The organism is Enterovibrio baiacu, from assembly GCF_004120195.1.
Lineage (GTDB): Bacteria > Pseudomonadota > Gammaproteobacteria > Enterobacterales > Vibrionaceae > Enterovibrio > Enterovibrio baiacui.
In genome coordinates, this window is the sequence record NZ_SCHN01000031.1 from 21,621 (window position 1) to 42,827 (window position 21,207).

General features: G+C 48.5%; 18 protein-coding genes, 1 tRNA gene and 1 rRNA gene. 9 read left to right on the forward strand and 11 right to left on the reverse strand.

From position 1 onward, the window contains the following. Positions 1-46 precede the first annotated feature (46 nt). Positions 47-775 (forward strand): 1-acylglycerol-3-phosphate O-acyltransferase, encoded by a 729-nt coding sequence (locus EQP46_RS23335; protein ID WP_129495882.1) that lies wholly within the window; start codon positions 47-49, stop codon positions 773-775. Positions 776-903: 128 nt separating this feature from the next. Beyond that, positions 904-1,440, forward strand: coding sequence for an isopentenyl-diphosphate Delta-isomerase (gene idi, locus EQP46_RS23340; protein ID WP_129495883.1), 537 nt, complete (start codon positions 904-906; stop codon positions 1,438-1,440). A 66-nt stretch (positions 1,441-1,506) separates the two neighbouring features. On the opposite strand, the gene EQP46_RS23345 is transcribed toward idi, so the two are convergent. From EQP46_RS23345 to arcA, 5 genes are all read right to left on the reverse strand, one after another. Next, positions 1,507-1,896: a RidA family protein gene (locus EQP46_RS23345; RefSeq protein ID WP_017016354.1), complete on the reverse strand. Its 390-nt coding sequence runs from the start codon at positions 1,894-1,896 to the stop codon at positions 1,507-1,509. A gap of 182 nt (positions 1,897-2,078) precedes the next feature. Continuing rightward, the gene (gene pyrI / locus EQP46_RS23350) at positions 2,079-2,546 is read right to left on the reverse strand and encodes an aspartate carbamoyltransferase regulatory subunit (RefSeq protein ID WP_129495884.1); all 468 of its coding nucleotides are present in this window, start codon (positions 2,544-2,546) and stop codon (positions 2,079-2,081) included. A gap of 16 nt (positions 2,547-2,562) precedes the next feature. Then, entirely contained in the window at positions 2,563-3,492 is a 930-nt protein-coding gene (gene pyrB / locus EQP46_RS23355) for an aspartate carbamoyltransferase (RefSeq protein WP_129495885.1), read from the reverse strand. Between the two features lie 427 nt (positions 3,493-3,919). Beyond that, the gene (argF, locus tag EQP46_RS23360; RefSeq protein WP_129495886.1) at positions 3,920-4,924 is read right to left on the reverse strand and encodes an ornithine carbamoyltransferase; all 1,005 of its coding nucleotides are present in this window, start codon (positions 4,922-4,924) and stop codon (positions 3,920-3,922) included. Positions 4,925-5,151: 227 nt separating this feature from the next. Continuing rightward, complete coding sequence (arcA, locus tag EQP46_RS23365) at positions 5,152-6,372, reverse strand: arginine deiminase (protein WP_129495887.1); 1,221 nt, start codon at positions 6,370-6,372, stop codon at positions 5,152-5,154. A gap of 602 nt (positions 6,373-6,974) precedes the next feature. On the opposite strand from arcA, the gene rraB reads away from it, so the two are divergent. Next, positions 6,975-7,379, forward strand: a complete 405-nt coding sequence (gene rraB / locus EQP46_RS23370) for a ribonuclease E inhibitor RraB (protein WP_129495888.1) — start codon at positions 6,975-6,977, stop codon at positions 7,377-7,379. 57 nt (positions 7,380-7,436) lie between these two features. Here rraB and EQP46_RS23375 read toward each other — a convergent pair whose 3' ends face one another. Beyond that, the gene (locus EQP46_RS23375) at positions 7,437-8,348 is read right to left on the reverse strand and encodes a bifunctional helix-turn-helix transcriptional regulator/GNAT family N-acetyltransferase (protein WP_129495889.1); all 912 of its coding nucleotides are present in this window, start codon (positions 8,346-8,348) and stop codon (positions 7,437-7,439) included. Between the two features lie 308 nt (positions 8,349-8,656). Between EQP46_RS23375 and EQP46_RS23380 the strand changes: the two genes are divergently transcribed. Both EQP46_RS23380 and EQP46_RS23385 read left to right on the forward strand, forming a co-directional pair. Next, positions 8,657-9,847, forward strand: coding sequence for a YjgN family protein (locus EQP46_RS23380; RefSeq protein WP_129495890.1), 1,191 nt, complete (start codon positions 8,657-8,659; stop codon positions 9,845-9,847). Beyond that, positions 9,847-10,845: a M48 family metallopeptidase gene (locus EQP46_RS23385; RefSeq protein WP_240671791.1), complete on the forward strand. Its 999-nt coding sequence runs from the start codon at positions 9,847-9,849 to the stop codon at positions 10,843-10,845. Before EQP46_RS23380 ends, EQP46_RS23385 begins: the two co-directional genes overlap by 1 nt. A 120-nt stretch (positions 10,846-10,965) precedes the next feature. Here EQP46_RS23385 and EQP46_RS23390 read toward each other — a convergent pair whose 3' ends face one another. The 4 genes from EQP46_RS23390 to pepA all read right to left on the reverse strand — a co-directional run bounded on the left by EQP46_RS23390 (position 10,966) and on the right by pepA (position 16,700). After that, on the reverse strand, positions 10,966-11,367 hold the full coding sequence (locus tag EQP46_RS23390) for a DUF2061 domain-containing protein (RefSeq protein ID WP_129495891.1): 402 nt from the start codon (positions 11,365-11,367) through the stop codon (positions 10,966-10,968). A gap of 230 nt (positions 11,368-11,597) precedes the next feature. Then, positions 11,598-14,483: a valine--tRNA ligase gene (locus EQP46_RS23395; RefSeq protein WP_129495892.1), complete on the reverse strand. Its 2,886-nt coding sequence runs from the start codon at positions 14,481-14,483 to the stop codon at positions 11,598-11,600. A gap of 85 nt (positions 14,484-14,568) precedes the next feature. Continuing rightward, on the reverse strand, positions 14,569-15,033 hold the full coding sequence (locus EQP46_RS23400; protein WP_129495893.1) for a DNA polymerase III subunit chi: 465 nt from the start codon (positions 15,031-15,033) through the stop codon (positions 14,569-14,571). Positions 15,034-15,191: 158 nt separating this feature from the next. Then, positions 15,192-16,700 carry a leucyl aminopeptidase gene (gene pepA, locus EQP46_RS23405; protein ID WP_129495894.1) on the reverse strand — a complete coding sequence of 503 codons (1,509 nt, stop codon included), beginning with the start codon at positions 16,698-16,700 and terminating at the stop codon, positions 15,192-15,194. 193 nt (positions 16,701-16,893) lie between these two features. Here pepA and lptF point away from each other — a divergent pair, with 193 nt between their 5' ends. Both lptF and lptG read left to right on the forward strand, forming a co-directional pair. Then, on the forward strand, positions 16,894-17,994 hold the full coding sequence (gene lptF / locus EQP46_RS23410) for an LPS export ABC transporter permease LptF (RefSeq protein ID WP_129495895.1): 1,101 nt from the start codon (positions 16,894-16,896) through the stop codon (positions 17,992-17,994). Beyond that, positions 17,994-19,067: an LPS export ABC transporter permease LptG gene (gene lptG, locus EQP46_RS23415; protein WP_129495896.1), complete on the forward strand. Its 1,074-nt coding sequence runs from the start codon at positions 17,994-17,996 to the stop codon at positions 19,065-19,067. Before lptF ends, lptG begins: the two co-directional genes overlap by 1 nt. Before the next feature lie 131 nt (positions 19,068-19,198). Here the strand turns inward: lptG and EQP46_RS23420 are convergent, their stop codons facing one another. After that, entirely contained in the window at positions 19,199-19,678 is a 480-nt protein-coding gene (locus EQP46_RS23420; protein ID WP_129495897.1) for an RDD family protein, read from the reverse strand. A gap of 181 nt (positions 19,679-19,859) precedes the next feature. On the opposite strand from EQP46_RS23420, the gene EQP46_RS23425 reads away from it, so the two are divergent. After that, positions 19,860-19,945: transfer RNA gene (locus EQP46_RS23425), tRNA-Leu, on the forward strand. An 850-nt stretch (positions 19,946-20,795) separates the two neighbouring features. Further along, positions 20,796-21,207, forward strand: a 16S ribosomal RNA gene (locus tag EQP46_RS23430); the annotation flags it as partial.

The following is a 21,207-nucleotide window of genomic DNA, read 5'->3' on the forward strand; positions in this document are numbered from 1 at the left end:
CCTCTCTTCTTTCAGTTTGGCGATGTATTGGTTTTAGGAGAAAAGAATGTATTTCATACTGCGACTTCTGGCTGTCGCGTTATTTGCGATTGTCATGCTCATCTTTGGTTGTGGTTACTGCCTCCTAAGTCCTAGAAACCCAAGAAACGTCTATACCGTTGGCCGCTGGTTCGGCAAAATGTCGTCGATTTTTGGTATTAAACTCGAGCTGCGCCAATCTGAAGCCTCTAAAACTGCGGGTACCTGTGTGTACATTGCTAACCACCAGAGCAACTGGGATTTGATCACCGTATCGAATGCGGTTCGTCCTGGCGCTGTCACCGTGGGTAAAAAGAGCCTAGCGTACATCCCTATCTTCGGGACCTTGTACTGGCTAACGGGTAACATCCTGATTGACCGTAACAACCGCAGCAAAGCGATGGGAACCATCGGTCAGGTTATCGATAAAATTAAAGAGCGCGATGTGTCAGTGTGGCTGTTCCCTGAAGGCACGCGTTCACGCGGTCGCGGTTTATTGCCATTTAAAACCGGTGCATTCCACGCCGCGATTGGTGCAGGCGTACCGATTGTGCCTATCGTGTGTAGTTCAACGAGCCATTTGAAAGCATCCCGCGGCAACAACGGTCATATCATTGTGGAAGTGATGGATCCGATTTCAATCGAAGGCTACAACAAAGATAACGTGCGTGAGCTTTCGAAGCATTGCCATGAGGTAATGTCTGCTAAATTGGCAGAATTGGACGCCGAAGTGGCTGAGCGAAACAAAAAATCTTGAGGTGAACGCGAGTAGCGAAGTGCTATCTTGCGTAATAAACTGAAAGGATTGAACGAATGAAAGGATACGCATTGCGTATCCTTTTTGTATTTTCTGGTTGTAAACGCAAGTAAAGAAGTAAAGCGAATATGCTGAAAAATCAGGTTGTTCTGGTCACTGAATGTGGTCAGCAAACAGGTCTTGCTGACAAAATGGCGGCGCATGAACAAGGATTACTCCATCTCGCGTTCTCTGTGATGATCTATCGTGAGACCACCAAGGGGCGCGAGTATTTGCTTCAGCAGCGTGCACAGAGCAAATACCACAGTGGTGGCCTTTGGACGAATACCTGCTGTTCACACCCAATGCAGGGCGAAAGCTTTGAGAAGGCTGCAACACGTCGATTGAACGAAGAGCTGGGTATCGTTGCGCCCTTAGCGTTCGAGATGGGCGTGTCTTTTTGTTATCGCGCAGAGCTTGATAACAATCTGACCGAACACGAACTTGATCAGATCATTTTATGCAAAGTGGATGAGGTGGAGTTGGTGCCTAACCCGGATGAGATCATGGATTGGCGCTGGTGGCCTCAGCAAGAAATGAGTGCGGCAATGGCGCAATCACCGGAGCAATTTACGGCTTGGTTTGAGCAAGTGGTGGGGCATGTCGAAGGCCAATTAGCGGCGTGAGCAATGCGATGGCAAAAAAGCGGCCATGACCGCTTTTTTTGATCGTGCTATGTGCTCAGTTCGCGCTTATTTGCGGACTGCGATAGCTTCGATTTCAATGCCCACATCTTTAGGAAGACGCGCAACTTCTACGCAAGAGCGTGCTGGGTAGTGAGCAACGCCATTTTCGTCGAAAAACTTACCGTACACTTCGTTAACGGTGCCGAAATCGTTCAGATCTTTAACGAATACGGTCATTTTTACGATGTCGCTAACGGTGAGGCCTGAAGACTCAACCACTGCTTTTACGTTCTCAAGAGACTGACGTGCCTGTACTGCGATGTCAGCAGATACTTCACCCGTTACTGGGTTTACTGGAATTTGACCCGAAGTCAGTACCATGTTGCCAAGGTCTACACCTTGTACGTATGGACCAATCGCGGCAGGAGCATGTTCAGTGTGAAGTACTTTAGTCATTACCTTTCCTTAATTTATACATAGCGGAAATTGAGCTGGCACTTAGTCTGCATCTTGCTTGCGTGCAGGTAAAGCCCGCGTGTTCACAAATTTAGGTTGTGCGCGCCGTTTTGCGTGCCTCAGTGACAAGAAAAAAGCCGACGTAATTTGTCGGCTCTTTTTTTGTGCGTAAACGCAGCGTATTAGTTGCTTTCAGTCATGATTTCACGCGAGAACACTTTCTCGCAGTACTTACATTTCAAATTTAAATCGTCTGCTTTTTTCACCACGTTGAAGCTACTTTCAACGGCTTTTTCGTCATGCGTAATGCAGTTGGTATTCGGGCAACGGAACACACCAAGAATCACATCTGGCAAGGTGAGCGGCAGCTTCGCGACCACTTCATAGTTTTCAATTTGGTTCACGGTGGCTTGCGGTGCATAAAGCGCAAGTTGCTTCGCTTGTTCTTCGCTGATGAAGATGTTTTCTATCTTGATAAGGTCTTTTGCGCCCACGGCGGATGAAGGAAGGTTCAAACCCACCGTTACGCGCTCGTTGGTCTTGTGCAATTTGAACAGCTTCATGACCTTAAAGCCGACATGTGCAGGAATGTGGTCGATGACGGTGCCGTTCTTGATGGCTTCAACCTGCAGTTTGTACTCTTTACCCATTTTGCTCACTCCTGCCTTATAGTTCTTCGTTAATCACAAGTGCCAGCAATGCTTGGCGCGCATATACCCCGTTTTCAGCCTGCTGGAAATAGTAGGCGTACGGTGTTTTATCAACAGCGACGGTGATTTCATCAACACGTGGCAGTGGGTGAAGCACTTTCAGGTTGTCGCGTGCTTTTTCAAGCTCTGGTGTATCGAGAATAAAGGCGGCTTTGATGTGCGCGTATTCTGATTCGTCGAAACGCTCTTTCTGAACGCGCGTCATATAGAGGATATCAAGCTCTGGAACCACTTCTTCGATGGTTGCGTGCAAGCTGTATTCAATGCCTGCAGCTTCAAGCTCTTCCAAGATGTAGTCTGGCATTGCTAATGCTTCAGGGGCGATAAAGTAGAAGCGGTTGTTGTTGAACTTAGAAAGCGCCTGCGTGAGAGAGTGCACGGTGCGACCGTATTTCAAATCTCCGACCATCGCGATGTTCAGGTTATCCAAGCGGCCTTGCGTCTCGTGAATGCTGAACAAATCCAACAGCGTTTGAGAAGGGTGCTGGTTTGCACCGTCGCCGCCGTTAATGACGGGAACGCCTTTAGAAAACTCAGACGCTAAGCGTGCTGCGCCTTCCTTAGGATGGCGCATTACGAATGCATCAACGTATGAAGAGATGACTTGCACTGTGTCTGAGAGCGTTTCGCCTTTTTTGCCTGAAGAGGTGTTACCGCCGTCAGGGAAGCCAATCACGGTGCCACCCAGGCGTTGAACTGCAGTTTCAAACGAGAGGCGTGTGCGGGTTGAGGCTTCAAAGAAGCAGCTTGCGACCACTTTATTTTTCAGCAGTGTAGGGTTTGGCTCTGCCTTCAACGTCCCCGCCGTTTCGACGATAAGTTCCAATTCTTCGCGGGACAACTCCGGGATGGAGATAATGTGTTTATTGTACAGCGAGGTCGCCATGTCTTCTCTTCCCTCTATGGATGCTAACTAAGGTTGCTAACTAAGGTTTGCTAAATTTTGGCTAAAAAAAAGCCTCCCGATCAGGAGGCTTTTTCTAAAAATACGGGAAAAACAAAATAGGATACCGATGCCATGTAATGGCAGGTTTTAGCGGTGTTCTTTTGTGCTAAATGTGGCATTCCGATTCATTTTTTCGACAAATTGCGGAGAATTATACGCCCATTTTCGGTCGGCGCAAGGGGTGGAAAGCGTGCGAAGAAGGGGAGGCGTATTGTTTTTTTTAAGCCTTCTTTATCGGCGTTGCCTGAGCGAGCACGGAGAATAATTGATGTAACGACAGCGTGTTAGACACAAAAAAGCACGCAGAGAATGCGTGCTTGGTTTATATCAAAGCGGACTGAACGCTTTGCTACCGAGCGCTATTGGATTAGCTACCGAGCGTGGCAACCATCACGGCTTTGATAGTGTGCATACGGTTTTCTGCTTCATCAAAGACGATCGAGAAATCAGACTCGAACACGTCTTCGGTGACTTCTAAGCCTTTCATGCCGTATTTCTCTGCCACTTCTGCACCAATGGTGGTTTCATCATTATGGAACGCCGGCAAGCAGTGCATGAACTTCACGTGTGGGTTACCCGTGCTCTTCACCATATCCATGTTCACTTGATACGGCGTCATGATAGCAACACGCTCATCCCATGCTTCTTTTGATTCACCCATGGAAACCCAGACATCGGTATAAAGGAAATCACAGCCTTTCACGCCTTCTTCGACGTTTTCCGTCAGAGTGATTTGCGCGCCTGTTTCCGTGGCGATGCTTTTACATTGCTCCACCAAGCTTTCTTCCGGCCAAAATTGCTTTGGCGCTACGAGGCGGATGTCCATGCCCATTTTTGCTGCACCGACCATGAGGGAATTACCCATGTTGTTGCGCGCGTCGCCCAAATAGGCAAAGGCCATTTCGTGTAATTGCTTACCACGGCCGTGTTCTTGCATCGTAAGGAAGTCGGCAAGGATCTGGGTTGGGTGGAACTCGTCAGTCAGTCCATTCCAAACCGGCACACCTGCATATTTACCCAATTCCTCAACAATAGCCTGCCCATGACCACGATACTCGATGCCATCGTACATACGGCCAAGTACACGTGCCGTGTCTTTCATTGATTCTTTGTGGCCGATTTGCGAGCCTGAAGGGCCAATATAAGACACTTGAGCACCCTGATCGAATGCGGCGACTTCAAAGGCGCAGCGCGTGCGGGTAGAGGCTTTCTCAAAGATAAGGGCAATGTTTTTACCCTTTAGTTTTTGTTGTTCATACCCGTTGTATTTTGCTTTCTTGAGATCGGCAGACAAAGACAATAGGTGTTCAATCTCGCGAGGAGTGAAATCCAGAAGTTTGAGAAAATTCCGGTTACGCAGATTAAAAGCCATGATGAGATCCCTTTCAAAGTTCTTTGTACTTCTTAACAGCGGCTTAGTCGCCACTGTAGACACTAAGCACGATTTTTACGCAGTTGAGCACATAAATGCAACATTTTTGAATAAATATTTATAAATCGCGCGTCACTATTCGTAACTGGGTGATCGGCGTGTAACAAAAAAGCCACCTGTCGGTGGCTTTTTTCTCTGCGCAAGTGGCGATGGGAGCAGGTCCGTGTTTATAAGCCTTCGCGCTCAATTGGGCAGCTCATGCAACGTGCGCCGCCGCGACCTCGTCCTAATTGGTCGCCAGGGATCGGCAACACTTTGATGCCTGCTTTGTCGTATTTCTCGTTGGTGTAAACATTGCCTTCATAGCCAATGACAACACCGGGACGAACGGTGAGGACGTTGTTGGCGTCATTCCACTGTTCGCGCTCTGCCTCGAAGCTGTCGCCGCCCGTAGTGATGATATTGAGCTGAGGGATGTTGAGCGCCTTTTCGATCGCATGTAGGAAGTAATCCACTTCCGTCACTTTCACATCGCCTTTTCCTGCATCCGCCAAGCGCCAGCATTGAAGATCTTTGCGCATCACTTCTGGGTAAACCGAGAAGGTGTCGAGATCCATGTGTGTCATGACCGTGTCCAAGTGCATGCAAGAACGGTGCTTCGGCAGGTTAATCGCGATCACTTCTTTTGCTTGGCCATGTTTGAATAGGCTGCGTGCCAGAGCTTCAACCCCTTGAGGTGTTGTACGTTCAGACATGCCCACAAGCACGGCACCGTTACCGATGACCAGTACATCACCACCTTCAACCATGGCATTGTCATAGTCGCGTTGCTCTGCACCGAGATAGGTGTGGAAACGTGAAGAGGCGAATGTCGGGTGCCAACGATAAATGGCGCGTAGGTGGTTGGTTTCGCGCTGACGTGCAGGCTTCGCCATTGGGTTCAGCGACACGCCACCATACACCCAGCATGATGTGTCGCGTGTGAATAAATGGTTAGGGAGTGGGTCGATGATAAAATCGGTGCGCTCATGCATCGCTTGCATCATAGAAGACGATTGCACGGGGAAGTCAATGTAACTCAAGCCGCCCAGTAGAATATGCGCCAGCTCTTCGTCGCTAAGGGTTTGCAAGTAGCCACGTACATCTTGGGCAAATTGGTAACCCAAGCGGTATTCGCCGACTTGCACGTCAAGTAGCCAATTTTTTGCTTCCGGAATGGCCAAGGTTTCAGCCAGCAGGTCATGCAGCAGAAGGACTTCTACGCCTTCGCCTCGGAGTGTTTTTGCGAATTCATCATGTTCTTCGCCGGCACGTTCGACGGCCAACACATCATCAAATAGTAAATCTTTGTAGTTTGATGGCGTAAGGTGATTTAGCGCGCGCTCTGGACGATGAAGCATTACACGCTTCAATTTTCCAACTTCTGAACCCACATATAGCTGACTCATGATCGTTTCTCTCTTGAATTTTTATTTACCCCACCTTGCGCCATGTCTGCGTTTGCCTTTTGTTCTGAGAAGAAAAATCGGTTTTCTCTCTGACTGTGATAGCAAACGGAGTTAATGAACGTTTTGATGGGAAAAAATGGAGATTGAGCGACAGAATTCCAAAAGAGGGGCGTAATTTGGCAAAGACGCCTGAATACGTGTCGTAAATCCATTTACCTTAATGAATGCGAAGACGGTGAAACACTGCCTTTACGGTGCGTGTTATCGCAACAGCGCAAAGGGTGCATCGTTCCGTTTTCTCATCCTGTGTGCGTACTTATGCGAAATAACTGCACACTATTCCATAATTGGGTCATTTGTCAGAGCAAGATACGGTCAATGATGGGATTGTTTAGCATCTTCTCTTGTTATTGCCCTGTTCTCAAATAATGACAACCTTGTTCCTTAAGGTCAATTTTACTTTTAATTAACAGGTCGAGATGTGATTCGTTGCTGTTGCATAGAGTGGATTTGGGTACGAAAAATTGACCTAAAATCGTCATGGAAAAGCGCATCAATCCGTGCCATAGTTCCCCCGTATTTTCTCAGTCTGGAGTTATCCAATGTCTTACGCTGACATTATTGAAGAACAAAAAGCCGAAACACGCGAAATCATTGCTGCACTGCTAGACGACGGCAGCGATCCAGATGCGCTTTACACCATTGAGCACCACCTGTCTGCTGACAGCTTTGCTGAATTGGAAACGGCTGCAGTGGAAGCGTTTAAGTTGGGTTTTGAAGTGTTTGAAGCGGAAGAACTTGAGCTTGAAGACGGCAGCACGGTTGTTTGCTTTGACGCGGTAATGGAAACTGCATTGGACGCTGATCGCATCGATGAGCAAGTAGAAAAGCTTGTTGCTCTGGCAGAAAAGAACAAGATCGATTATGACGGTTGGGGCACCTACTTTGAGTCTGATGAAGAAGATGACGAAGAAGAGGGTGATCTCGAGGAAGAAGACGAGAAGTAATTCACCGTCGTTGAGAGAAAAGCCGGCTTGCCGGCTTTTTTTGTCGCGACAAAACGCTTATTTCAGTGTTTTCAGCATGCAGACTTCGCAATCGCTGTGCCCTGTATTTCCCAATGGGCCATCAAGCTGCTTAAAGCCCATCGACGTATAAAGGCCTATCGCTTCTTTGAGGCAAGCGGTGGTTTCGAGGTAGCAGGCGTTATAGCCTTGTTCTCTTGCAAATTTTAATGCGTGCGCCACCATTCTTCGGGCGAATCCTTTCCCGCGTAACACGGGGCGAAAATACATTTTCTGAAGCTCGCAGGTGTTGTCTTGCCCAAGCAAAGGGGCGATGCCGCCGCCACCGAATATCTTTCCATCTTTTTCAATCACCCAGTAAGCCGCGTTCTCTGCTTTGTAACTTTCACTGAGCGTGTCGAGTTGTGGGTCTGCCACACTGTAGCCTTTGTCTTCGGTTAAGCCATATTCGGCGGATACTTTGCGAATAACCGCTGCAATGGCCGCGTTGTCCGCAGGTTCTAACAGGCGAAAGGTAAACCCTTTTTGCTTCTCGCTTTGTTCCATGGCGCGGTTGTATCGCGAAAGGGAAGAAGAAAGAACATCAATTTCATCGCTGTCTAACTGCTCTAGGTACAACGCAATTTCTTGGTTGATGCCTTGATGGTGCGCATTTAAGCGTGTTCGCCCGGTGTCGGTCAGCTGGTAGCTGGGTTGTGCGTGGGCAGATTCGACGTGATAGGCAATGTTGTTATTGTTGATTAAGATCGCCAAGGTGCGGTTGGCGTTCGCGACATCAATATTGAGGCGTGATGCGAGCTGATCAGCATTCAGGTTTTCTTGCTCTAACTCAATCAGCACATGGCATTGAATGGTGGTGAGTCCGCTGGTGCCATAGATATTGTCCAGTAGCCCTCTATGCCTAAGCAATTGACGCACTAACTGTCGAATTTCAATGGGTCCAGTGTTCATCCTTAATCCTCTCATTTCCTTAAAAATACTGCCGTTATGATTGTGCCTGAAAATAAGGGAATTGCACCCATCACGTCCACTTCGATGCCCTTTCTCTGATTGAAAGCAATGAGAAACCGTGAAAGCTGCGCGTTGGTGACATGTGGAGATAAGTTGTACGGTTGTTGCAATACAAAGAGTCGGTTAGTTCGCACTTGGTGAGGTCTGGACTGCGTAATGCCTTGATGATAATTAGAATATGAAATCAAAAAAAATAAATAAACCCGATGCACTCGGGTAGGACAAGGTGTTGGCAAGGAGTGCCTATTATGGAAAACAAAATGACGTTTCACGGCTCGGGTCGTGAGTACTTCGGCATATGGATCGTGAACATTTTGCTGAGCGTGTTAACGCTCGGGATCTATTCGGCGTGGGCGAAGGTGCGCACCAAGCGCTACTTCTATGGAAACACGGAATTGGCGGGTGATCGTTTCGAATATCACGCAACGCCAATTCAAATTCTGATTGGCCGCATTGTTGCAACCATTGCCGTCATTATCTGGTTTGCAGTTGGACAGTTCTTTCCAATCGCCTCGATGTTTCTTTTAGTCTTTGGTTTGTTGGTGATGCCTTGGCTGCTGCGAAACAATGCGCGCTTCAATGCCAAAATGACCAGCTTTAGAAACGTGAGGCTGAATTTTACGGGCACGTTGTTAGGCGCTTACGGCAACATTTTGGGGCGGGGCGCAGTTTTCTGTTTCATCGTCTTTGTTATCGCCATGATTGCGTCTGCGCACATCAGTGATGGCGTCACAATAGGAGCAGTCTTAGTGGGCATGGCGGTGCTGTTTGTCACCTATGCATGGATCATTAAAGGCATCTCGAGCTATTTCGCCAACGGTTATGGTTATGGGAAATTAAAATTTAAGGCGGAGCTTTCAACGGGCTTTTTCGTCCGCACCTATTTATGGGCGATTTTGATTGGTGCGATCACCATGATTGCGGTGAGTATTGCGTCGGCGTTGGTGACGGGGATTTTCGTGGTGTTCAGTGATCCGTCGTCTTGGGCGGGGATGGACGGTTTCCCTGACAATTTCGACCCAGAGAATCTAACGCTCGATAACCTGTTTGCGTTTGCCGGTATTTTCGTGATGGTCATGGTTGGCTATGGCTTGTTTTTTGCGGCCATGTTGGTGGTGACGGCATTTATTGCCTGCCGAACCCGTAACCATGTGTTTAACCAAATGCAGATTGAAGGCATGCCGGACTATCGCTTGGGGTCGTACATGGACACCACGAGTTATGCCTTACTGATCATTACCAACTTCTTCTTGCAGGTGTTTACCTTGGGTCTTGCTCGACCTTGGGTGAAGGTGAGAACCGCTCGTTATGTGTTAGGTATGACCTCAGTGTATGGCGACTTGAATGAGCTGACCGCATTTGATGATCAATCGGATGCCAATTCCTCCATTGGTGATGAAGTCTCTCAAGCCTTTGATTTGGAAATCGGGATCGGATAATGACGGAAGGATATGCGTATCCCCCGCGGCAATCGAGCCGAATGCGTGCAACCTTGATGGTATTGGGTGAGACGCGCGCTGTGCTGCAATACGCAGACCACCGTATTGATTGCCGCTTAGAAGAGATTGAATGCACTGAGAAGATGGGGAGTATTCCCATTAAACTGCGCTTTCCTGATGGTGATCTTTTCATTCCTGACAACGAAAGTGCACTGCCTGCATACTTTCAACAAGCGCCAAAAAGCCGCTTATCGTGGCTTGAAAGCAGTAAGCGGGCGATCCTTGCTTGCGTGTTTATGGCCGTCTTGCTTATTGGGGCATTCTTCTACGTTGGGTTGCCTGCTGTGAGCAAAGGGATCGTGAATCTTTTGCCGGAGGAAGTGCCTATGGCTGTTGGCGAGCATGTGCTCTCGCAGCTAGATGAGCGCTTGCTAAAACCCTCCGAACTTCCCGCAGAACAGCAAGCGCATATTCAGGCGGAATTTGATCAACTCGTCGCTGATTTACCGCCTATGCCAGTACCTCCTCGCTTGGTTTTTCGCTCTTGGGATCGAGGGCCAAATGCGTTTGCATTGAGTGATGGCACGGTGATTTTGATGGATTCTTTAGTCTCGATTGCCGATACCGACCGCCAACTGAATGCCATTTTGCTTCATGAACTCGGGCACGTTTACTATCAGCATGTGATGACATCACTGGTGCAATCAACCTTGGTATCGGTGTCTGTCGCGGTGATAACAGGGGAAAGCACGGGCGTGATCGATACGTTGACGGGGCTAGGCGTGCTGTTTGTCACTGCAGGGTACTCGCGTGAAAACGAAGAAGCATCTGATGCCTTTTCCGCAACGCACTTGATGGCAAAGTATGGCGATACCACCGCGCTTGCTGAAATGTTTGAGAAACTTAGCGCATCTCATGCTGCAATGTCGATGGAGTGGTTGAGCTCTCACCCTGATACCCATTCGCGTATAGAGGCGGCAAGACAGTTCAATCCGTAGGGAAGCATACGTGCAGGTGCGGCATACGTGCAGGTGCGGCATATCACGGTGACAAAAAAGCAGCCAAAAGGCTGCTTTTTCATTATTTGGTAAGGTGGTTGGTCGGGAACGGATTGTGCGCTATGCGATTATTGAATCATGGTGACAATACCAAGCATTCAGTGTTGCTCTCTTTTGCCATACCTTCTCATGGAAATAGTACGCCATGGTGTTGATACAGGGTTCAATCATTGCCATGAGGCTGCCTACCAAGATGTCACCTGTTAGCAAATACACGACGGTAAATGCGACACTGAAGTGAACAACGGCGAAGCTCGCGGTTTTACGGCCTGGGTTACCGCGCAGTGTATTTTTCAACACTTTGCTTTCCCATGCTTTCTCATGGAAGTAAAAGGCAACGGTGTTGACCATAGGCTCTACCATGGCAATCAAACTACCCAGCAGAATATCGCCTGTCAGGATAAATGCGACAGTGAATGCAACGGTAAAGTGAATCACAGCAAAACTTAGGGTCTTTTTCATAATCAGTTCCTCATCGGTATGAACTGATTATTGCGAATTATTCTCAACAACTACATTTGGTTGTTGTTATTGATTCAATAGGTGGGGGTTATCAACGCAATGTTGTGGCTGTGCATTGGCATCTTGTCGTGAAAGGCGAATATGGAAGAGCCTGATAGGTCTGTATATCAAACGCAAAAAGCCGACGATTTCTCGTCGGCTTTCGTATCAAACACTCTGTGCTATCGGTATTACAGGGCTGCGATGGTCGCTTTCTGCTCTTCCAATTTCACTAGCGTTTCGTTGTAACCGTCTAGCTTCGCGCGCTCAGCTTCAACAACCGCTTCTGGTGCTTTCGCAACAAAACCTTGGTTGCCTAGCTTGCCAGCGATACGCTTGATTTCGCCTTCAGTTTTCGCGATTTCTTTATCTAGACGCGCAAGCTCTGCATCTTTGTCGATAAGGCCTGCCATTGGGATCATCAGCGTAGACTTACCAACCAGTGCAGTTGCGCACGCTGGCGTTTCTTCGTCTGCAGTCAGTACACGAACGCCTTCAAGCTTAGCCAGTGATGCCAAGACTTTGGTGTTTGCTTCTAGACGCGCCACGTCTTTCTCGTCTGCGGCTTTCAGCATCACATCAAGCGCTTTACTTGGCGCGATGTCGTACTCTGCACGCAGGTTACGGATAGAAGTGATAAACGCTTTCACCCACTCGATGTCAGCCAGTGCATTGGCATCGAACTGTGCTTCATCGTATTGAGGCAATACTTGCAGCATGATGGTTTCATCAAAGTCAGCCGCATCAATACCTTCAACCAATGGCTTAACGCTCTGCCAGATAGATTCGGTGATGTATGGCAACACTGGGTGAGCAAGACGTAGCGTCTTCTCAAGCACAGTGATCAGCGTGTAGCGGGTTGCTTGCTGCTGCGCTTCAGTGCCTTTCCAAAGAACAGGTTTGGTCAGTTCTAAGTACCAGTCACAGAATTGGTTCCAGATGAATTCGTACAGCGTGTTTGCTGCCATATCCAGACGGAAGTTTTCGATGTGTGCGTTGAAGTCTTTTGCTGCCAGTTGGAACTGAGATTCAATCCACTTGTCTGCGAGTGAGAACTCCATTGCGGCGCGCTGCTCTTGAGACAGAGAGGTACCACAGTCTTGGTTTTCTGCATTCATCAGCACGTAACGGCTTGCGTTCCATAGCTTGTTGCAGAAGTTGCGGTAACCTTCAAGACGCTTCATGTCCCAGTTGATGTCACGGCCGGTTGAAGCCATGGCTGCTAGGGTGAAACGCAGTGCATCAGTACCGTAAGGTTCGATGCCATTTTCGAAGGTCTTGCGTGTGTTTTTCTCAATCTTAGCGGCCAGTTGAGGCTGCATCATGTTGCCACAACGTTTCTCAACCAGAGATTCCAGATCGATACCGTCAATCATGTCAATTGGGTCAAGCACGTTGCCCTTAGATTTCGACATCTTGTCGCCGTTCTCATCACGGATAAGACCGGTAACGTAAACGGTTTTGAATGGTACTTGTGCTTTGCCGTCTTCATCTTTACAGAAGTGCATGGTCATCATGATCATGCGCGCAACCCAGAAGAAGATGATGTCAAAACCTGTGACCAACACATCAGATGGGTGGAAGGTTTTCAGATCTGGGGTTTGCTCAGGCCAGCCTTGTGTGCCAAAGGTCCACAACGCAGATGAGAACCAGGTATCCAGTACATCGTCGTCTTGGCGAAGTACAACAACAGGAGCAAGGTTGTTTTGCTCACGCACTTCTTCTTCGCTACGGCCAACATAGACGTTACCGTCGTTGTCGTACCATGCAGGAATGCGGTGACCCCACCAAAGTTGGCGAGAGATACACCAATCTTGAATGTCACGCATCCAAGAGAAGTACATGTTTTCGTATTGCTTAGGCACGAATTGAATGTCGCCATTCTCTACGGCTTCAACCGCTGGTTTCGCCAGTGTTGCAGCACGCACGTACCATTGGTCGGTCAGCATGGGTTCGATAACCACGCCACCACGATCGCCGTAAGGCACGGTGAGGTCGTGATCTTTGATTTCTTCAAGTAGACCTAATGTGTCGAACTCTGCAACGATCGCTTTACGTGCAGCGAAACGTTCCATGCCGCGGTAAGCTTCTGGAAGTTCAGTGCCGTATACGTCGCTTGCTTCACCGTTGGTGTTGAACACTTCAGCACTGTCACGGATGTCTGCATTGAAGGTCAGGATGTTGATCATTGGCAATTGGTGGCGTTTGCCGACTTCATAGTCATTGAAGTCGTGCGCAGGGGTGATCTTCACACAACCTGTGCCTTTTTCCATGTCTGCGTGCTCATCGCCCACGATAGGGATGCGACGATTCACGATTGGCAGCATGATTTCTTTGCCGATCAGCGCTTTGTAGCGAGGATCTTCAGGGTTTACTGCAACACCGGTGTCGCCCAGCATGGTTTCAGGACGCGTGGTTGCAACCACAATGTAGTCTTTGCCGTCTGCGGTTTTTACGCCGTCAGCCAGTGGGTAACGGAAGTGCCACATGTGGCCTTTCACATCTTTGTTTTCGACTTCTAGGTCAGAAATTGCGGTGTGCAGTTTCGGGTCCCAGTTAACCAGGCGCTTACCACGGTAGATAAGATCTTCTTGGAAAAGGCGAACAAACACTTCTTGAACGGCATTAGACAGGCCGTCATCCATGGTGAATCGCTCGCGATCCCAATCAACAGATGCGCCAAGACGACGAAGCTGCTTGGTGATAGTGCCACCGGATTCGCCTTTCCATTCCCAAATCTTGTCGATGAACGCGTCACGACCGTAATCGTGTTTCGTTTTGCCTTCTTCTGCGGCAATTTTGCGTTCAACAACCATTTGTGTCGCGATACCAGCGTGGTCAGTACCCACTTGCCACAAGGTGTTTTTACCTTTCATGCGCTCACAGCGGATCAAGGTATCCATAATGGTATCTTGGAACGCGTGGCCCATGTGAAGGCTACCAGTGACATTTGGTGGTGGGATCATGATGCTGTATGCATCTTTTGATGTGTCACCGTGAGGCTTAAAGTAACCAGCCTCTTCCCAGCGCTGGTACAGCGCCGTTTCAATTGATGTTGGGTTGTATGTCTTTTCCATAGCGCTCTTGATGGCTCAGTGTGATGTAACCCTTTTTCGTCGATTTCCTTTATTGCCAATCAGTCAGTGTTTGGCAGAAAGTGCGTCAATTACTTGAGGTATCGGACATTTCGTTCATGGCGAGGGTTCGCATTTGTCGCCCCGCCATGCGATAAATTTTGTAGCGCTCTCTTGCTTGTTGCTTGAGAGCCTCTTCGCAAGGCACGAAGTCTACCACTTGTGCAAAGGAAGGCGCAAAAATTGCTGCTTCTTCGGCCAAGTTTATCAGGACATTTCGGTGTCCTGAAGGCCTAACGCCTGACCAACCGATTTCGACTTGCGCGCCGCCTCGTGGCCCTTCGCCCACTAAATTGTGCGGAACGAAGTGATCAGGAGAAAGCTGCCAAAGTTGTTCATCGATGTTTTCGGCCTGAGGTTTGTCATTCGCCGAAATGTACACCTTCATACCTTGCTCGCTATAAAGGGCAGAAAGCTGGCAGACTTTTTCCAACATACTCTGCTGAGGGTGAGTATCGGATTCATCCACAAGATAAAAGGTTGCCACTGCCATTTCTTTGTCCTTTATAGCGCGTATTCTCGTGGCTCAGTGTGCGGTGAGATTGCGTGAAAAGCCATCGCTTTATGCAATCCTTTCGACCAAACCAGATCATAAAAACCGAGACATGAAAAAAGGAGGCCTTGGCCTCCTTTTCTGTTCAGCGGTATTTTTTATTCCACTGTCTCTAGGCCAGAACGGTTCAGAAGGAACTGGACAAGCAATGGGACAGGGCGACCGGTTGCACCTTTGTTGGCGCCACCACGGAATGAGGTGCCAGCAACATCAAGGTGTGCCCAGTTGTATTTCTTCGCAAAGCGAGAAAGGAAGCAACCTGCTGTGATGGTACCGCCGCCAGGGCCACCGATGTTTGCCATGTCAGCAAACGGGCTCTTCAGCTGCTCTTGGTACTCTTCGGTCATCGGCAGACGCCACGCGCGGTCACCCGCTTGCTCAGACGCATTCACGATTTCGTGTGCCAGTGGGTTGTGGTTAGAGATCAAGCCACTGATGTGATGGCTCAATGCCACAATACACGCGCCAGTCAGCGTCGCAACGTCAACCACACATTCTGGTTCGTAACGTTCTACATATGTCAGCGCATCACACAGTACCAAACGGCCTTCAGCATCGGTATTCAATACTTCAACGGTTTGACCTGACATGGTGGTGACGATGTCGCCTGGGCGGTATGCATTGCCATCAGGCATGTTTTCACAGCCTGCAAGCACGCCGACAACGTTGATCGGTAAATCAAGTTTCGCGAGCGACTTCATGGTGCCAAAGACGGAAGCTGCACCACACATGTCGTACTTCATTTCGTCCATGTTTGCTGGTGGCTTCAATGAGATACCGCCGGCATCAAAGGTCAAACCTTTACCGACCAGAACGATAGGTTTCGCATCTGGATCTGGGTGGCCTTTGTATTCCATGATCGACATGAATGATTCATTCTTCGAGCCCTGGCCTACGGCAAGGTAAGACGTCATGCCAAGCTCTTTCATCTCTTGCTCACCAATGATTTTGGTGGTGACTTTTTCAAAGTCATCGGCAAGTCGACGTGCTTGAGAAGCAAGGTAAGCTGGGTTGGCGACGTTTGGCGGCATGTTGCCAAGGTCTTTACAGGCGTTCACACCAGAAGCAACCGCAAGGCCGTGGGCAATGGCGCGCTCGCCAAGGTTCAATTCACGACGTGTTGGTACGTTGAACACCAATTTGCGAAGTGGACGGCGAGTTTCTGGTTTAACGCTTTTGAATTGATTAAAGGTGTAGAGGCTGTCTTTGGTGCTTTCAACGGCTTGGCGGACTTTCCAGTAGGTGTCACGGCCTTTAACGTGCAGCTCAGTCAGGAAGCAAACGGCTTCCATTGAACCTGTTTCGTTGAGAGTGTTGATGGTGTTTTTGATGATTTCTTTATATTGACGCTCACCAAGTTCACGCTCTTTACCACAACCGACTAACAATACGCGTTCAGACAGCACGTTAGGCACATGATGCAATAACAGCATTTGGCCTGGCTTGCCTTCAAGATCACCACGACGCAGCAGGCTGCTGATGTATCCATCGCTGATCTTGTCGAGTTGTTCTGCAACCGGAGACAGACGGCGTGGTTCAAATACACCGACTACGATACAAGCACTGCGCTGCTTTTCGGGACTCCCGCTTTTTACACTGAACTCCATGCGTACTCCTACATCCTAAAGACAAGTGGGGCTAAATGTTGGATAATGCCCGCTTTATCGGAACTCGAATCCATGTTCGAGGTAAATTGAAACAAGCAGGTCAACACTTGGCCGAAAGATTAAAAAACAACTGATTTACCGAAAAACTATAGCGATTCGAGTAAAAAAACAAGTTTTCTAAAGGTAAAACGCCGTGATTATTGTTCGGTATTTGATCCGAGAGACAGTGAAAACGCAACTTGCGGTGCTGTTTGTACTATTTCTGGTCTTTTTTAGTCAGAAATTTATCCGAGTGCTGGCAAATGCTACAGATGGCTCAATTCCGGGGAATGAGGTCCTGACATTAGTAGGACTTTATATGCCGTCGATGGCCATGCTGATGCTGCCCTTGAGTCTATATATAGGTATTTTGATTACTTTCGGGCGTCTATACGCTGAAAGTGAAATCACTGTCATGAATGCGACGGGGATCGGAAACAAGTTTTTGATCCGTGCAGCCTTGTATCTCGCACTGATTACGGGGGCTGTGGCCGCATTCAATGCTCTTTGGCTGACGCCATGGGCAAATGACAAAGAAATCAAAGTCATGGAAAGTCTCGAGGCGGAAAGTGGCCTTGAGTTGCTTGTGAAAGGTCAAATACAACCGTCTCCTGATGGCGAGGCGGTGGTGTATGTAGGCGATATCACGGGCAGCGGCAAAGATTTACATAAAGTGTTTATTGCGCAGCCTGTTCCTCGGGGAACCATGCGTCCAAACGTTGTGGTTGCAGAAAAAGGCTTTGTCTCTGAACTGCCGGATGGTCGTCAGGTGTTAGACCTGAATACGGGAACGCGATACGAAGGTGTTCCAACACGTTTAGATTATACCGTCACCGAATATGAAAATTATCAGGTGTTGATCGGTCAACGTGAGGTTAGACAAAAACACCGAGATTGGGATGCGGTGCCGACACAGCAACTATTGAATGAGCCGTCAGAACGGGCACAAGCTGAACTGCAATGGCGTATTTCACTGGTGCTGTGTATTCCCTTGATGACCATGATTGTGGTGCCGTTGTCTTCGGTTAACCCGCGTCAAGGGCGGTTTGCAAAGCTGTTCCCTGCCGTGTTGCTCTATCTTGCTTACTTCTTAGCAATCAGCGCTGCGAAATCGGCGATAGAGGAGGGGAACCTTGCACCTGAAATTGGGCTTTGGAGCGTCAATATCATTGCCTTGCTCGTGGCATTTGTTCTCATAAGCTGGGATAGCTTACCGATGCGCAAGCTTAAATATCGACTGCGGAGAGCAGCCTAATGTTTAAAATTCTCGATCTCTACATCGGGCGAACCATCATCGCGACGACAACCTTGTGTCTCGCGACCTTGGTGGGGCTTTCAGCCATTATCAAATTCGTTGAGCAACTGCGCTCTGTGGGTGATGGCATCTTTACCATGATGACCGCGGTGCAATATGTCTTGTTGAGTATGCCGCGTGATATCGAGATGTTTTTCCCTATGGCAGTGTTGCTGGGGGCGTTGATTGGCCTTGGAACATTGGCATCCAGTTCTGAACTGGTGGTGATGCAGGCCTCTGGCTTTTCGAAGCTAGATATCGGCCTTTCTGTATTGAAGACGGCGATGCCGCTGATGCTGATTGTCTTGGCACTAGGACAATGGGGTGCACCGGATGCGCAAAAAGCCGCGCGTGAGCTGAGAGCTTTTGCGAAGTCTGGCGGTAACGTCATGTCGGTACGAAGTGGTGTATGGGCGAAAGACGGTGGCGACTTTATCTATATTGCGCGTACTGACCAGAAAGAATCGCTAACAGGCGTCAACATCTGGAAGTTTGATGAACAGCAGCACCTAAAAGAAATGGTGTTTGCGCAAAGCGGTGATTTTCTGGATCAAGATAGCTGGCTACTGAACAACGTGACCATCACGCATTTTAACGGTGCCGTTAAAATTGATGAGACGAAGCAAGATGAATTGGCTTGGCGTACCACGCTAACACCAGAGAAGCTTTCGATTGTGACGGTGAAACCGGAAGAATTATCGCTATCAGGTGTCTATAGCTATGTAGAGTATTTGAAAGCGTCTGAACAAGATGCTTCCCGCTATGAACTCGCTTTGTGGCGTAAAGTACTTCAACCGCTTTCTATCGGTGTCATGATGCTGTTGGCCTTGAGCTTTGTCTTTGGCCCACTTCGTTCTGTGACCATGGGGGCAAGGGTATTGTCTGGCGTGATCTTTGGTTTCGGCTTCTATATCTCAAATGAGGTGTTTGGTCCGCTAACCCTGGTTTACCAGCTCCCACCGTTCTTTGGTGCGGTTGCACCGAGTTTGGCCTTCATTGGTGTGACCTTGTATCTGTTGAACAGAAAGCTATGAGTTAACGTCGCCCTGTTAAGATAGGCGCGCGAGACATTGAACGTATAAAAAGAGGGAGCACATGTGCTCCCTCTTTTGCGTTTGCATGGTTGGGATAAGCGTAGTTAACACGTCGCTCTTTATCCCAAGCATTACTTTTCTATTTTAATCACTTGGCTGTGAGAGAAGTGATCTTGGAAAGCGCGGTTGTTTCGATCAAACAACGTAAGAAGGTTGCCAATACCCAAGCAAGACGTCGCCATGCGAATCAAAGACTGGGTAAAGGTGATGTTTCCACCAAACTCGCTGACGACTCTTAGCTTCCATGCTTTCATACCAACAGTCTGTCCAGCTCGAGTCCAGAAGAAGGCATAGAAAAGGGCGGCGACAGCAAACACATAAACGGTGAAGAGTGGGCTAACGAAAGGATCCCTGGCGAGGTAATCACTGACATCAACATACCCTTCAATGGAAAACCCAAACTGTACTGCGAGCGCAATGCCGCCCACCACAACACCAATAGCCAGCATCTCAACGGCTGCAAGCACTAATAAGTCATATAACCATGCGCCCATGCGCCTAAAAAAGCCCGCACCTTTCGGTACGCTATAAGAAACAGAAGATTGAGACATGCCTTTGTCCAAAAAATGAGTATGGGTAGAGTTTACCAGCGTTAGCCGTGTTGTTGAATGTGTAAAAATGCCTCTAATTGAGTGCATTTATAGCAAGGTGGCGAAAAAAGAAACGGTTGAACAAAAATAATGAATTAGGGGCTTGCGCTGCAGTTCGGCTTGCGTATAATCAGCCTCACTTGCCCGGGTGGCGAAATTGGTAGACGCAGCGGATTCAAAATCCGCCGGTGAATAACTGTGCCGGTTCAAGTCCGGCCCCGGGCACCAATTTCCGGAAAAGCCCCAGTCGAAAGACTGGGGCTTTTTTCGTTCTAGGTATTCAGAAAAACAAAAACTCCCTTCTATATTCCTAAGCCTTGATCGCTATACCTATATTCGTGTCTTTTGCGCGTAAACGCCTAGATTTTCGTGGCGCTGCGCGATGGCAGGCGAAAAGCAACTAAACAAGTCACCTCTTTTACAAAGTCTCTTTTTTTGGATTTTCTTGTTCCTTTATAAGGAAGGGGCTGATACTGGCACTTTTCCTCCTCTATATAGAACGCCGTCCCAAGGAGGGATGTTTGAGGCGCAATCAGTCCTTACAGGAGAGTTGCATTCATGCCTTGTTCTATATGGTCTGAACCTTCTCTATATATAGGAAGGAAAGACCGTTTGTGAGTGTTGCGTCCTCAAGCTTGATATTGGTAGAGGGTGTTTATGGTGTGCCACATGCGGTAAATAGAGGGTGAAGAGAGGGGATTTGTGCTTAATAAACACCCGAAAAAGTGGATTTTGTACGATTAACGAACGCTTAACTCCATTTTATTAAGTTTTTTGAAATTAGCTATTGCCAAGCAGTTCGAAGTCTCTATAATGCGCCTCATCGACACGGAACACGGCGAGTTAAGCTGGTGACCAAGTCAACGTTCTTTAACAATTTGACCTATACAATCTGTGTGGGCACTCGTACTTGATAGACATAAAGATTTATCAATGCACTGAGTGACCAAGATGGTGGAACTTTTCGAAGTGATGCTATCAACACAGCAATGCAGTTTTGCCTACGGGCAAAAAAGTAATTCAGTATTCATTGAGCGTTWGAACTGTCTCTTCGGAGATGGGGATAACAACAAAATTCTAATTGAAGAGTTTGATCATGGCTCAGATTGAACGCTGGCGGCAGGCCTAACACATGCAAGTCGAGCGGCAGCGACAACATTGACCCTTCGGGTGATTTGTTGGGCGGCGAGCGGCGGACGGGTGAGTAATGGCTGGGAACCTGCCCTGACGTGGGGGATAACAGTTGGAAACGACTGCTAATACCGCATGATGTCTTYGGACCAAAGAGGAGGACCTTCGGGCTTCTCGCGTCGGGATGGGCCCAGTTGGGATTAGCTAGTTGGTGAGGTAATGGCTCACCAAGGCGACGATCCCTAGCTGGTTTGAGAGGATGATCAGCCACACTGGAACTGAGACACGGTCCAGACTCCTACGGGAGGCAGCAGTGGGGAATATTGCACAATGGGCGCAAGCCTGATGCAGCCATGCCG

Coding starts and splice junctions, on each gene's coding strand:
- EQP46_RS23335 (WP_129495882.1), top strand. CDS start 47: ATGTATTTCATACTGCGACTTCTGGCTGTCGCGTTATTTGCGATTGTC.
- idi (WP_129495883.1), top strand. CDS start 904: ATGCTGAAAAATCAGGTTGTTCTGGTCACTGAATGTGGTCAGCAAACA.
- EQP46_RS23345 (WP_017016354.1), bottom strand. CDS start 1,896: ATGACTAAAGTACTTCACACTGAACATGCTCCTGCCGCGATTGGTCCA.
- pyrI (WP_129495884.1), bottom strand. CDS start 2,546: ATGGGTAAAGAGTACAAACTGCAGGTTGAAGCCATCAAGAACGGCACC.
- pyrB (WP_129495885.1), bottom strand. CDS start 3,492: ATGGCGACCTCGCTGTACAATAAACACATTATCTCCATCCCGGAGTTG.
- argF (WP_129495886.1), bottom strand. CDS start 4,924: ATGGCTTTTAATCTGCGTAACCGGAATTTTCTCAAACTTCTGGATTTC.
- arcA (WP_129495887.1), bottom strand. CDS start 6,372: ATGAGTCAGCTATATGTGGGTTCAGAAGTTGGAAAATTGAAGCGTGTA.
- rraB (WP_129495888.1), top strand. CDS start 6,975: ATGTCTTACGCTGACATTATTGAAGAACAAAAAGCCGAAACACGCGAA.
- EQP46_RS23375 (WP_129495889.1), bottom strand. CDS start 8,348: ATGAACACTGGACCCATTGAAATTCGACAGTTAGTGCGTCAATTGCTT.
- EQP46_RS23380 (WP_129495890.1), top strand. CDS start 8,657: ATGGAAAACAAAATGACGTTTCACGGCTCGGGTCGTGAGTACTTCGGC.
- EQP46_RS23385 (WP_240671791.1), top strand. CDS start 9,847: ATGACGGAAGGATATGCGTATCCCCCGCGGCAATCGAGCCGAATGCGT.
- EQP46_RS23390 (WP_129495891.1), bottom strand. CDS start 11,367: ATGAAAAAGACCCTAAGTTTTGCTGTGATTCACTTTACCGTTGCATTC.
- EQP46_RS23395 (WP_129495892.1), bottom strand. CDS start 14,483: ATGGAAAAGACATACAACCCAACATCAATTGAAACGGCGCTGTACCAG.
- EQP46_RS23400 (WP_129495893.1), bottom strand. CDS start 15,033: ATGGCAGTGGCAACCTTTTATCTTGTGGATGAATCCGATACTCACCCT.
- pepA (WP_129495894.1), bottom strand. CDS start 16,700: ATGGAGTTCAGTGTAAAAAGCGGGAGTCCCGAAAAGCAGCGCAGTGCT.
- lptG (WP_129495896.1), top strand. CDS start 17,994: ATGTTTAAAATTCTCGATCTCTACATCGGGCGAACCATCATCGCGACG.
- EQP46_RS23420 (WP_129495897.1), bottom strand. CDS start 19,678: ATGTCTCAATCTTCTGTTTCTTATAGCGTACCGAAAGGTGCGGGCTTT.